Here is a 12,590-nt window from a genome sequence, read left to right on the forward strand (position 1 = left end):
CGCATCAGCTACTGAATATTGTGAGTGGGGTTATCATGACTGTATTGAAAATGGCCGATCTGGATCTGAGCGGTAAGCGCGTTCTGATCCGTGAAGACCTGAACGTTCCGGTAAAGAACGGCAAGGTCACATCCGATGCGCGTATCCGTGCGTCGCTGCCAACCATTCAGTTGGCTCTGGATGCCGGTGCCAAGGTGATTGTTATGTCCCACCTGGGTCGTCCGGAAGAAGGCGTGTACGACGAAGAATCGTCCATCAAGCCGGTTGCTGCCCACCTGGCCGGCCTGCTCGGCCGTGACGTTAACGTTATCAAAGATTTTCGCGAAGGCGTTGAAGTCGCCGCTGGCGAAGTGGTGCTGCTGGAAAACGTGCGCTTTAACAAAGGCGAGAAAAAAGACGCCGATGAACTGGCGCAGGCGTATGCCGCACTGTGCGACGTATTCGTGATGGATGCCTTTGGTACCGCTCACCGCGCTCAGGCGTCGACCCATGGTGTGGCCAAGTTTGCCCCGGTTGCCTGTGCCGGCCCATTGCTGGCGGCTGAACTGGACGCACTGGGCAAAGCCCTGGCGACTCCGGCCCGTCCGCTGGTGGCCATCGTTGGTGGCTCAAAAGTGTCAACCAAACTGGAAGTGCTGGAAAGTCTGTCCGATGTCTGTGATCAGATCATCGTCGGTGGTGGTATTGCCAATACTTTCCTGGCCGCAGCTGGCAAGCCGGTGGGCAAATCCCTGTGTGAAGAAGACCTGATTCCGGCGGCGAAAAAGCTGATGGAAAAAGTCTCTATCCCGCTGCCAACCGACGTTGTGTGCGGTAAAGAATTCTCTGAATCGGCAGCCGCGACACTGAAAAGCGCCGATGCGGTTGAAGCCGACGATATGATCTTCGACATCGGCCCGGATTCCGCCAAAGCACTGGCCGAACAGCTGAAGAGCGCCAAAACCATTATCTGGAACGGCCCGGTGGGCGTGTTCGAATTCGACCAGTTCGGTGAAGGCACCAAAGCCCTGTCACTGGCGATTGCCGAATCCGATGCCTTCTCTATTGCCGGCGGTGGTGACACTCTGGCCGCTGTTGATAAATATGAAATTGCCGATAAAGTGTCTTACATCTCGACCGGTGGTGGCGCTTTCCTGGAGTTCGTAGAAGGCAAAGTACTGCCTGCGGTTGCGATTCTGGAAGAACGCGCCAAGTAAGTCAGATCAGGGCTGCCATAGGCAGCCCTGTTTCATTTTCACATTCATATATTCAGGGAAGAGTATGCGCAGCATTCTTTTATGCCTCTTATTGGTTATGGGCGCTGGTGTTGTGGCCGGCTGTGCCCAGCAACCTGCCAAAAAAGTAACCAGCGAGGCTGGTAACAACCTTCATCAGGCGGTTTTGTCTGATTCAAAAGCCATTTTCTCAGCCTTAATCGATGGTGCTGATGAAACCCGTCTCAGCCGTCGGCCGGTGGCTTGTCCAAATGGCCGGGATCGTGCGGCCGCTGGTGTTACCGCCCGCGATCTGGCAAAAATCTGTGCGCTGAATTATGCCCTGGAAGCCTTCGCTGTTTATGACCGGGATCTGCAGAGCTGGCAGACCGTGCGCAGCGTCAATGAGGTGGATAATTACCAGGCCTTTCTCCGCGCAGAGCCGGAAAATATTTTTCGCAAAAAAGCACAGCAGGCTCTGGCAGCGCGCCTGCAACAGATACGGGCAGAGTTACAGGCCAGCAGCCAGTGTGCACTGCAGGAGCCGGACTGGTTCTGGATGAGCGGTGAGTGTCTGCAGGGCGTGGCACAGGGTGAGGGTATTGCCCGGCACACTGAAGGTCATGAATTTCGCGGACGTGTAACGGATGGTCGTTTTGTACAGGGAAAATGGCTGGAAAATAACCGCATTGTTTACGATGGCAGCTTTGCTGAAGGTCTGCGTCATGGTGACGGTATCTGCTTACATGAAGGTGCTTATGAACCCTGTCGTTATTACCGCAATGACCGGGTGGATGACGTATTTGTGCAGCGCCGCCTGATGGCCCGCCATCTGGAATATCTGCGCACTGTGCGTGGCAGCGGTGGTCAGCCGGGTTCCTGGTCGCAGCAAATATCGGCCGAAGAAAAAAATATGCTGCGTAATCTGGATCGCAGCAGTGGTTATCACAGCGCCGATACCGGCGAGTAACGGCAACGTCACTAATTAACGGAGTCCAGGGATGAACCCGCTTGAGCAGATTGCTGAATTATTCAGCACGGTAGCGCCGGAACATTTTGCTAATTTATCGCTGGATGAACTGATGTCCGGTGAGTACCAGGTGGGCTTTGCCAGTCTGGACTTCTTTTCTTTAGAGCCCTTTGTGCAGTATCTGCAGCATATGCCGCCTGCGCGCTGTACGATTTATCCGTCGGTCGATGAGATGGATACCACGGCCGATGGCATTATTGTTGTCGCGCTGCAGGGCCGGCAGTTGCATGCGACCAAATATCTGATTGGCGACGACGTCAGTTATGACACGGCGTTTTATTCGTTCGGCGACTGGTCCTGCCGCCAGCAGGTTTACCGCAATGGCGCCGAAGTAAAACCCATTGTTATCGAGTTTCTGAAAAAAGATGCCGAGGGCTACCCTGTCACTTTTATCACTGCCCGTGAATACGGTTTAAAGGTCGGTGATTATGAGTGGAGTGAGGCCGGTGTACGCATTATTGAGCGTTCTGCCCGCATGCCAGAGGTCGGTGTTGCACCAGAGTTGACGCCTTATATGGAAAGCCTGGTTGAATTCAGCAGCACGGGCGAGGTTGAGGTAATCCGCAACCTGACACAGAACAGCATTGTCTATGACCGCTCGCACGAAGCGCTGTCGCTGGCGGACATGCTGGAGCAGGCCAGTTCAGCCCTGCACGATAAAATTCTGGCCGATCTGCAGGCGGCGCCGGTTGCCAATACCGTTGGCTGCTTCCTGTTTGAATACTCAGATCAGGGGCCGTTACCGCCCACCATCGCGCTGATTCAGCCGCATGAAATCACGCAGGAAGAGGATGACTATCCGCTGTTATGGCTGAATGCTCCGGATTGCGAACTCTTTACCGAAGATGATTTTGACGGCATCCGCCTGCATGGCGAGCATGATGCGTTGTTTGACCGTATCAATGCCCAGATCAATGCCCAGATCGATGAACTGGATTACGAACAGGCCGATCAGCTTATCGTTGGTTTTTATCTGACTCTGTGCCGCCGTCTGCAGGATTCTCTGCGCTCTTCGTCGCTGTTGCAGACCACGGAAGATTTCTTTGTCACCGCGCGGGAGTTTTCCGCCTGCAACGAAGCTGTTTTTCTGCAGCAGCTTTGGCCAGAAGAGCGCTGGCAACCACTGGCGGCGGCGCTGGAGCAGTTTGCCGCAGCTCAGGCTGAGCGTGAACAGGCCATGATCCGCAGGCTGGAAGAAAGAGATTTACAGGATGATGGCGTCTGATGAGTGCGACACTGCAGACAGCAGCCAATAGCCGTTTCTATCCATAACATAAGCCGTTAGAATAGCGGCCAGCCAATTTTCACAGTTAAGGTATTTTGACATGGCATTAATCAGCATGCGTCAGATGCTGGATCACGCCGCCGAATTCGGCTACGGCGTACCGGCATTTAATGTGAACAACCTGGAACAGATGCGCGCCATTATGGAAGCCGCCGACAAGACCGACTCTCCGGTGATTGTTCAGGCGTCTGCCGGTGCCCGCAAATACGCAGGCGCTCCTTTCCTGCGTCACCTGATTCTGGCCGCGATTGAAGAGTTTCCGCACATTCCTGTGTGTATGCACCAGGATCACGGTACCTCGCCGGACGTGTGTCAGCGTTCTATCCAGCTGGGCTTCAGCTCAGTGATGATGGACGGTTCTCTGGGTGAAGACGGTAAAACCCCGACTTCTTACGAATACAACGTTGACGTGACCAAGCGCACCGTCGATATGGCGCACGCCTGTGGTGTATCGGTAGAAGGCGAACTGGGTTGTCTGGGTTCTCTGGAAACCGGTATGGCCGGTGAAGAAGACGGCATCGGTGCCGAAGGCGTTCTGGATCACAGCCAGATGCTGACCGATCCGGAAGAAGCCGCTGACTTTGTTAAGCGTACCCAGGTCGATGCTCTGGCCATTGCCATCGGCACCAGCCACGGCGCCTACAAATTCACCAAGCCACCAACAGGGGATATCCTGGCGATTGACCGTATCAAGGAAATCCACAAGCGCATTCCGAACACTCACCTGGTTATGCACGGTTCTTCTTCTGTGCCGCAGGAGTGGCTGGCGATCATCAACCAGTACGGTGGCGACATTAAAGAAACCTACGGTGTACCGGTTGAAGAAATCGTCGAAGGCATCAAGTACGGTGTGCGTAAAGTCAACATCGATACCGACCTGCGTCTGGCCTCTACCGGCGCTATGCGTCGCATGATGGCTGAGCATCCGAGTGAGTTCGATCCGCGTAAATTCTTCGCTCAGACCGTAACCGCAATGCGCGATATCTGTATCGCCCGTTACGAAGCCTTCGGTACTGCCGGTAATGCCTCCAGGATCAAACCGATCTCTCTGGACAACATGTTCCAGCGTTACGCCAGTGGCGAGCTGAATGCCAAGGTAAACTAAGCGCTTAACGCGTTTAGTTACCGGCTTAATAAAAAACCCGCGCAAGCGGGTTTTTTTATGTCCGCCGTCCGTGGCGGCCACCCTGCGGGCCGCGCGGCAGCGCGTTAAGCGTCGTTCCCGACTAGCGCTTTGCTAGGCTGAATATTTACCTTCGTAGTCCAGATCACATCCACTGGTTCACGTCATTGCATTTAGCGGTATTTTTAAACTGCTTGCTCAGTGTTGTCTGATAGGCCTCACCAGCACACTGGCCAACCTGTGTTCCCCAGTAAGAGCCATCGGCCGGTTGCTGAAATACCTGTGGGAACTGCGCTGAAAACTGCTGCAGACACTGACGGGTGGTTTGTGTCGCCGTTTCCATACACTGCGCTTCGCTGATATCAAAACACTGACGGAAAAACTGTTGCGGCTGGCAAAACGCATTGGGCAGTGCCGTGGTCATGGCGTTGGTCCATTCATTGCGGCCAACCTCAAAGGCACTGCTGAATGAGCTCAGCGCGGTCAGAAAGATAAAACTCAGGGGTAATTTCATAGTGGCATCCTGCAGGTAATTGGCTGGCGTTCTGTCTTTGGGGCTGTGAATTCGGGGCGGTAAAGCAACAGGCACATCGTACCGGGAATACTATCAGCATGAGGAAACTATAGAAATTCCATCGCTGGGTATTGATTCACTTGTCATTTTACATCGGTAGCGGTTGTTTATTGGTGGTGGGGAGGAATCTGTACGACCGTTTTAAAAGTGGTAAATCAGGAAAAACTGAGCACCGATTAAGACAAAAGTACAAAAAAACTGTCTCCATTTGTGCCAAAAACTACTTGGTATATTGCTTGGTAGGAAATTGCTTGTTTATGGTTCGGCCGCTGTTCAGGCGAAGCCTGTTTGTCATCTGCTGCGCTCATCCTGAGTCAGGAGACAGATATGCCTGAGCGGCTTAACAATAATCATCATAAATGAGGAAGAATCATGAAACCGGTTTTACTGACCACCCTGGGGGTGGCTCTGTTGGGTTCGTCGCTGAATGCTGCGGCCTTCTCCCAGCCAACCCATAAGCGCATTGTGCAGGACGCCGTCAGCTATATGGCAGCTCATGCGGATACTACGGAATACAACAAGCTGGCGGCGGCGGCTCAGGCTGCGGGTTACACCATGGCGCAGTTTGCGGAAGTGCTGGGTCAGGGCGCCTACGATGTCGATGACTTTGCCGATACGTTTATCTGTGGCGCCGTGAGTGGTGACTGTGTTGAGGCGCCGGTCTGGGGGGCGGGTTCATCCATCGCCAAGTACACCTCCTACTGGCACTTTCAGAACCACACCCGTGGTGCAGATGCCCATGGCAACGATCTGGGTGGCTATAACTACGATCTGCTGACCGTATGGGGCGATGTCGACAATATGGCCGCAACCTGGCTGAAAGGCGATCATCTGGATGATGGTCCGGGCGGCATGACCGGCTGGTGCTACTGGTGGAGCTGTAACGAAGATTCTGAATACAACACCTATGGTGTAACCGAAGCGAATTACCGTCAGGGCAGCAGCTCCAGCAAGAGTATGTATGAAGATTTCGAAACCATGCCATTCCAGCCGATCGATAACCTGGGTCAGCACTGGTACAACGAATTCTGGAATCAGCCAACGGTGCAGACGCTGGGTTTTGTGCTGCACACCACCGATCTGCTGCAGCCGCACCATACCTGGACAACCTCCAGCCTGAATCATGCCGGCTGGGAAACCTGGGTGGAAGATAATTACAGTGCTCTGCAACTGAATAATGATGCACTTGTCAGTGCCGCGCTGAACAGCTTCACACCGGTTGCTGCCGGTCAGCATGATATTCGTGCCTTACTCACTCAGGGTGGAGCTGTTTCTTATGGTCAGGGTGGTATTGTGCTGAGCAGTACAGCCGATGCTGACCGTGAGCAAATTGCAGAAATTGTTATCCCGCATGCGATTGCGATGACAGTGCATATTCTGAATCACGCAGCTAACCGTTTCTGAGGCGTTAATTATTTCCGCAAGCCGGGTAATCCTGTGATTATCCGGTTTTTTTTGCCTTTAAATAAGGTCAGACCAATCATCATAATATCGCTCTAATTAATATTTTAATTATTAGTGATGGTCCAAAAAAGTCGCCGTATTCACCGTTTGGGACAGTTTAAAATTAATCTGTGCTTATTCAGGCCAAGTGCCTGCCGGCGTATTGTCGGCGACCATTCTCAGTTATTAGTCTTAGCTGCATCACGGTCGTCGTGACGGTTTTAAAAAAATAAAAACACACTCGTTATTCATTGTTCTGACTCAGAGTCGTCACCGCAGCGCAACGCGGTATTCACAATGCTGTGCGAGTTTAGTAAGACCAAAAACACACAGGCGAATCCACTATGAAACACACTCTGGCCCTTTCTGTCAGCGCAGCCCTGACCATCGGCGCAATGAATGCTGAAGCATTTACCCAGCCAACCCATAAACGCATTGTTAAAGATGCTATCAGTTACATGGCGGCGCATCCGGATACCACCGAATACAACAAGCTGGCTGCCGCAGCACAGGCTGCCGGTTACAGCATGGAACAGTTTGCTGAAGTTCTGGGGCAGGGTGCCTACGATGTGGATGATTTTGCTGACACCTTTATCTGTGGTGCGGTAACCGGTGATTGTGTTGAAGCTCCGGTATGGGGCGCAGGTGCCTCTATCGTGAAATACACCTCTTACTGGCACTTCCAGAACCACACCCGCGGTGGTGATGCTCATGGTAATGACCTGGGTGGTTATAACTACGATCTGCTGACCGTCTGGGGTGCTGTGGATAATCTGGCCGCGACCTGGCTGGTGGGCGATCACCTGGATGACGGCAAAGGCGGTATGACCGGCTGGTGCTTCTTCTGGTCCTGCTCCGAAGATTCTGAATACAACAGCTACGGTATTACCGAAGCCAACTACCGTCAGGGCAGCAGTTCCAATAAAGGCATGTATGCCGACTTCGAAAAAATCCCGTTCCAGCCGATCGATAACCTCGGCCAGCACTGGTACAACGAATTCTGGAAAAACCCAACGGCACAGATGCTGGGCTTTACCCTGCACACCACTGATCTGCTGCAGCCGCACCACACCTGGACGACCTCTGACCTGAACCACTCCGGTTGGGAAGGCTGGGTAGAAGACAACTACACAGCACTGGATCTGAATAACGATGCGCTGGTGACGTCAGCCCTGAATGATTTCACTCCGGTTCCGGCTAACCAGAAAGATATTCGTCCTCTGCTGACTCAGGGTGGTGCGATCTCTTACAGTCAGGGCGGTATTGTACTGAGCAGCACCTCTTCGGCAGACCGCACTCAGGTTGCCAAGGTTGTGATTCCACATGCCATCGCCATGACGGTGCATGTACTGAACCACGCTGCGAATCGTTTTTAAAGGATAGCGGCAGCGACGCCTGATCAGGGTGTTGCTGTCCAAGGTCACAAAGGCTGCTCAGGCATGGATTGTCAGAGCAGTCGTTGTGAAGGCCCCACTCTGAAATTTTGTTTCAGGTGTTTGCAGGATGATTTGCGTGAGGATCATCCTGCTTTTTTTTGCCCGGAAAAAGACTTTGTCATTCATACCGGTCATTATTCCAGTTAACACCGCCACCGGATCTATAACGAAGCCATGAAAAAATACGCCGTATTCTTTGCCGTTATGCTGTCTTTTCTGTTGCCTGCCCAGGCCTCGGCAGGCATTCAGTACAGTCTGGAACATGAAGAGCAGATTGCCCGTGTCGGAGATCTGACCCTGAGCCGTACCCTGCTGGATATTTTTCTGCATAAACAGCAGAAAGCCGCGCAGGCCAGCGGTAAAACCCTGACCCTGCAAACCATTCTGCAACAGTTACTCGACGACGCCTTAATGGCGGAATACGCCCGCACGCATCTGACAGCCGGGCAGCTGAATCCGGAAAACCGCGTGGCTTTTGCTGCTGCAGTTGAGCGTCATAACCGTCTGGTTGCTTTATTGCGTGGCTATTTCAATGAGCAGATTGTCGCCAGTGTGAACGCCTTGCCGGGGAAAAATTTTTCCAGTCTGGTGCAGTGGAATCCTGAACTGAATGTGGAACGCCTGAATGCGCTGATTAAATTACAGCCAGGGCTGACCATTGATCTGACCCCGGAACAGAAAACCGCAGCTGCAGATTTTGCCGTGCTGAATACGGAACTGGCGGAAGGTGGCAAAGTCAGTCTGCTGGATATTTATCAGCGTCAGAATGTGCAGGGCCGTCTGGCGCTGCAGAGTGGTAATCTCGATTATTTACAGCAGCAGACACGGTTATACGTCGGTGGCCTGTATGTTCTGAACTGGGCGAAAAAGCAGCTCAGTGAGGCAGACTGGCAGGCACTGCAACAGGTGATTCTGAATCAGGAACAGCGTCAGCGCTTACTGGCCAGCATGGGTATTAATATGGATATTCATGATGATAATCCGGCCCTGCGTGCACGTGCGGCCAGAATTACCGAGGCCGAATTACAGGCCGGTTATAACGAACATAAAGACGATTTTCGCGTGGTCGAGCGTGCCAAAGTGCGGCATATCCGCGTGGCTGATCAGGCGCAGGCAGATGCCATCGTCGCCGAAATCCGCGGCGGTTTATCTTTTGCTGATGCAGTAAAGCGCTATTCCATTGCCGCTGATAAAGATAAAGGCGGCGAGCTGGGCTGGCTTAAACGCGGTGAAAAAGACCGCACCTGGCTGCACTCAGTGGCCTTTGTGCAACCTGCCGGGCAAGTGTCACCTGCATTCCGCAGTCCGCAGAACGAAGGCGATGTTGTGTATGAAATTCTCTGGGTGGATGAGCGGGTGGATGGTTATTTACCGCTGAGTGATGAAGGCGTGCGTTATGAGCTTTCGCATGAACTGGCGCGGGCAGCCTTACAGCGGGAGCTGCAGGCGCTGCAGAAAAAATTGCGCAACGATACCGATATTCACCTTAATCGTCGTCTGCAACCACAGAGCTGAAACCACCGATGAAGGCCAAAATCATAACCCTATTGCTGCTGGGAACAGGTGCTGGTCTGATTGCGGCTTTATTGTGGCTGCGTCAGGTGGATGTGCTGGTGGGTGAGAACAATGCTTCGCCGCAGACAGAGGAGCCAGCTTACACACCAACCGTTGTGCCACCACTGCAGGCACCGGCTGCGCCGGATTCTGCCAGTGCAAAAAACGCAGACAACGCCATCCATGATCTGGATAACAGCGAGCTGGATGCCTGGCTGCCACGGCTGAACAGTGATGCCATTGCCAGTATGCAGGCTGCGCGTATTAACGGTGATCCGCGTGCGCCGAAACTGTCACCTTCGCGCCCGCGGGAAATGCCGACGGCCGAAGAGCTGGCCGATGAAGAGCAGTACCTGGCTTACGAGCAGCGTCAGGAAAAGCGTATGTTCCGCGCCTTTGTTGAGGCCAGCAAACAGAAAACCGCCCTGATTCAGCAGTATATTGATCAGGCTGAGGCTGGCGGTATCAGTGAAGAAGAAGTCGCTTTTGCGCGGGAAAAAATCCGCAAAATTGAAGAAATGGCCCTCAAACTGCAGCAGGAACATCCGGACATTATGCAGGACACCTTTAAACCAGAAGATAACTGGTTGCCGGCGGCTGATTAACGCAGCAGCTTTTAGTAACAAAACAGGAAAGAGGCAGGAGACGCAGAAAAAACGGAACAAAGGCGCTGCCAGCCGGGCTGAACAGCGCCTTTGCCAAAGAGTGGACTTGTCAGACTATCTGACCCATTTTGTCGTAGCAATACGAAATTAAGATTAGAATCAGTCCACATTAAACACTAACAGTGCCTGTCGCTGTTGTTCTGCCAGGCCAGCCAGTTCATGACTGAGCTGCTTCGTCTCGCTGGCTTTTTCTTCGGTACGGCGCGACTGCTCTGTCACCTCTGTACCGCGGCTCTGAATACTCTGACTTAACTCCAACTGTTCACCGCTGAGGCGCGATACACTCTCGCTGGTGTGGCGCATGGCTTCGACCGATTGCTGAATAGCATTCAGGGCCGTCCCGGCATGCTGCGCATGATTCACCATATCTTCACTCAGACGGTTTACGGCATTCAGCCCGCTGGCCGTATGGTTAGCGCCCTGTTGCAGGTTGTCTACCAGTTGCTGAATCTCGCGGGTAGAGGCCGAGGTGCGGCTGGCCAGCGTGCGTACTTCATCGGCGACCACGGCAAAACCACGCCCCTGTTCACCGGCACGGGCCGCCTCAATCGCGGCGTTCAGCGCCAGCAGGTTGGTCTGCTCAGCAATGCTGTTGATAACATCCAGCACGCTGCCAATATTTTCCGAATGACGACGCAGGGACTCGGCGTTATCAGCGGCCTGCCGTATCTGTTCGCTGGAGCGGCCAATCGTGCTGACCAGCTGCTGTACCGTATTGCTGCCTTCATCAACTCTGGACGCGGCTTCCAGCGTGGCCTGTTCCGCGCTTTGCGCGACATTGCGTACTTCTTCGGCTGCCGCCGCCACCCGTGCGATCTGCTGACCATTGATGGCGGCTTCCTGTGTCTGCTGCTGTGCAACCTCGCCGGTTTCCTGCGCCAGCTGCAGCAGGGTTCCGGCAGCACGGCTGAGGTGCTGACCGTTGCTGTGCATACCGCCCAGGGTTGATGCCATAGTGCTCAGCATTTTATCGAAGGCGGCGGCCAGTTCGCCCAGCTCGTCTTGGCTGTTAATGCCGGTGCGGCGGCTCAGGTCTTTACTCTGTTCGATACCAATCACATGGTTACGGATGGTCCGTAACGGATTAAGAATGCGGCGGTAACCAAACCAGCCCAGTGCCAGCATGGCGCTGATGGTTACCACCGCCATCAGCGCAATGGTGCGGATGGTGGCGCGGGTGTCGCTCAGCGCCTGTTGCTGTCCTGCTGCGGCCAGCCCGCTTTGCAGGCTGATCAGTTGATCGGTCAGCTGCAGCATGGGCGCCAGCTGTGGGTACATATCCATATCGATATAACCGCCCATGCTGTACGACTCGCGTTCGGCAACAAACTGCTGCAGCCGGGTAATCACCGCCAGTGCTTTATCGTAAGCACCGGCTTGCTGGCTGATGGCTTCCTGTTCGGTATTGGTCAGGCCGCTGGCCAGATATTGCTGCCAGTTGTTTTCGATCTGCTCACGTGCCTGCTGCAGCCGCTGGCCTGCGTCATCCCATAACAGCATCTGTGCCCGGCTCTGATGAGCAACATCCACCACATTAGCGGCATAAGCGCGGCTGATACCACTTAACAGCCAGACCGGCTGCATACGTTGTTCAAATAAACGGGTGGCGTTATTCACCACCACTGGCATCTGCATCCAGACGTAAAAAAACATAATACTGGCCAGCAAAGCCGGCAGTGCAGCCATCAGAATCAAACGGTGGCGGATTCGCATGTAGGTACCTGTATTTAAAAGAGTTCAGAAAGTCTGAGGAAAGAATAGAGGTTACGGATGCAGCTTTTAGGCGGGAAATATGAAGGTTTTATGACAATCGGCAGTGCGGCTACAAAGGCGTAACAAGTTTCCTGTTTTTTTATCGCGGCTGTTACCGGAGGTTACCGGGCACAACCTGTGGTTACGCAAAGTTGTTGATAAAGGCCAGTGAAAATAAGTGAAAATTAAAGCTGGTTATGGGGCACTGCTGTCCCACAGTTTGGAGTGGAATTGTGTCACTCCAAACTGCAGCATTCATCGACTACTATTTTTCAATCTGAAACGCCTTTCCGGGGCAAGCCCCTGGCCCCCTGTAAGGAGAGGTATCTCCTTACGATCCTCTCTTTTCGGCGCGTCCGGCTTCATCCAGCCAACTGCAATGATTATGCGGCACGCAAAACAATTCACCCCGGAACGGCACATTAAAACAGCAAAAAATTGTATCGTTCCGGGGCAGGGTTTTGCTCTGAAGGCCGCAGAATCATCTGGTTGTCTGGCGCCGCACGATCGCCGGTTACAGTAATCCGCTCAGCCG

10 protein-coding genes are annotated in these 12,590 nt (G+C 53.5%); 8 read left to right on the forward strand and 2 right to left on the reverse strand.

The window, feature by feature from the left end; translation table 11 throughout:
• Positions 1-35: 35 nt before the first annotated feature.
• From HUF18_RS09780 to fba, 4 genes are all read left to right on the forward strand, one after another.
• Positions 36-1,196, forward strand: coding sequence for a phosphoglycerate kinase (locus HUF18_RS09780; protein WP_225692063.1), 1,161 nt, complete (start codon positions 36-38; stop codon positions 1,194-1,196).
• Positions 1,197-1,260: 64 nt separating this feature from the next.
• Positions 1,261-2,163 carry a hypothetical protein gene (locus tag HUF18_RS09785; protein ID WP_225692064.1) on the forward strand — a complete coding sequence of 301 codons (903 nt, stop codon included), beginning with the start codon at positions 1,261-1,263 and terminating at the stop codon, positions 2,161-2,163.
• Positions 2,164-2,194: 31 nt separating this feature from the next.
• On the forward strand, positions 2,195-3,448 hold the full coding sequence (locus tag HUF18_RS09790; protein ID WP_225692065.1) for a hypothetical protein: 1,254 nt from the start codon (positions 2,195-2,197) through the stop codon (positions 3,446-3,448).
• A gap of 100 nt (positions 3,449-3,548) precedes the next feature.
• On the forward strand, positions 3,549-4,613 hold the full coding sequence (gene fba / locus HUF18_RS09795) for a class II fructose-bisphosphate aldolase (RefSeq protein ID WP_225692066.1): 1,065 nt from the start codon (positions 3,549-3,551) through the stop codon (positions 4,611-4,613).
• A 163-nt stretch (positions 4,614-4,776) separates the two neighbouring features.
• On the opposite strand, the gene HUF18_RS09800 is transcribed toward fba, so the two are convergent.
• Positions 4,777-5,145, reverse strand: a complete 369-nt coding sequence (locus tag HUF18_RS09800) for a hypothetical protein (protein WP_225692067.1) — start codon at positions 5,143-5,145, stop codon at positions 4,777-4,779.
• A gap of 432 nt (positions 5,146-5,577) precedes the next feature.
• Between HUF18_RS09800 and HUF18_RS09805 the strand changes: the two genes are divergently transcribed.
• The 4 genes from HUF18_RS09805 to HUF18_RS09820 all read left to right on the forward strand — a co-directional run bounded on the left by HUF18_RS09805 (position 5,578) and on the right by HUF18_RS09820 (position 10,243).
• Positions 5,578-6,609, forward strand: a complete 1,032-nt coding sequence (locus tag HUF18_RS09805) for a phospholipase (protein ID WP_145469935.1) — start codon at positions 5,578-5,580, stop codon at positions 6,607-6,609.
• A 383-nt stretch (positions 6,610-6,992) separates the two neighbouring features.
• Positions 6,993-8,024 (forward strand): phospholipase, encoded by a 1,032-nt coding sequence (locus HUF18_RS09810; protein ID WP_225692068.1) that lies wholly within the window; start codon positions 6,993-6,995, stop codon positions 8,022-8,024.
• Positions 8,025-8,258: 234 nt separating this feature from the next.
• Positions 8,259-9,599 (forward strand): peptidylprolyl isomerase, encoded by a 1,341-nt coding sequence (locus HUF18_RS09815; protein ID WP_225692069.1) that lies wholly within the window; start codon positions 8,259-8,261, stop codon positions 9,597-9,599.
• An 8-nt stretch (positions 9,600-9,607) separates the two neighbouring features.
• The gene (locus HUF18_RS09820; RefSeq protein ID WP_225692070.1) at positions 9,608-10,243 is read left to right on the forward strand and encodes a hypothetical protein; all 636 of its coding nucleotides are present in this window, start codon (positions 9,608-9,610) and stop codon (positions 10,241-10,243) included.
• 159 nt (positions 10,244-10,402) lie between these two features.
• On the opposite strand, the gene HUF18_RS09825 is transcribed toward HUF18_RS09820, so the two are convergent.
• The gene (locus tag HUF18_RS09825) at positions 10,403-12,016 is read right to left on the reverse strand and encodes a methyl-accepting chemotaxis protein (protein WP_225692071.1); all 1,614 of its coding nucleotides are present in this window, start codon (positions 12,014-12,016) and stop codon (positions 10,403-10,405) included.
• Positions 12,017-12,590 lie beyond the last annotated feature (574 nt).

The sequence above is a fragment of the Thalassolituus sp. ST750PaO-4 genome (assembly GCF_020320405.1).
GTDB classification, from domain to species: Bacteria; Pseudomonadota; Gammaproteobacteria; order Pseudomonadales; family Oceanobacteraceae; genus Venatoribacter; species Venatoribacter alkanivorans.

Excerpts from the sequence above, each read along its gene's own strand:
- HUF18_RS09780 (WP_225692063.1), top strand. The coding sequence starts at position 36 with ATGACTGTATTGAAAATGGCCGATCTGGATCTGAGCGGTAAGCGCGTT.
- HUF18_RS09785 (WP_225692064.1), top strand. The coding sequence starts at position 1,261 with ATGCGCAGCATTCTTTTATGCCTCTTATTGGTTATGGGCGCTGGTGTT.
- HUF18_RS09790 (WP_225692065.1), top strand. The coding sequence starts at position 2,195 with ATGAACCCGCTTGAGCAGATTGCTGAATTATTCAGCACGGTAGCGCCG.
- fba (WP_225692066.1), top strand. The coding sequence starts at position 3,549 with ATGGCATTAATCAGCATGCGTCAGATGCTGGATCACGCCGCCGAATTC.
- HUF18_RS09800 (WP_225692067.1), bottom strand. The coding sequence starts at position 5,145 with ATGAAATTACCCCTGAGTTTTATCTTTCTGACCGCGCTGAGCTCATTC.
- HUF18_RS09805 (WP_145469935.1), top strand. The coding sequence starts at position 5,578 with ATGAAACCGGTTTTACTGACCACCCTGGGGGTGGCTCTGTTGGGTTCG.
- HUF18_RS09810 (WP_225692068.1), top strand. The coding sequence starts at position 6,993 with ATGAAACACACTCTGGCCCTTTCTGTCAGCGCAGCCCTGACCATCGGC.
- HUF18_RS09815 (WP_225692069.1), top strand. The coding sequence starts at position 8,259 with ATGAAAAAATACGCCGTATTCTTTGCCGTTATGCTGTCTTTTCTGTTG.
- HUF18_RS09820 (WP_225692070.1), top strand. The coding sequence starts at position 9,608 with ATGAAGGCCAAAATCATAACCCTATTGCTGCTGGGAACAGGTGCTGGT.
- HUF18_RS09825 (WP_225692071.1), bottom strand. The coding sequence starts at position 12,016 with ATGCGAATCCGCCACCGTTTGATTCTGATGGCTGCACTGCCGGCTTTG.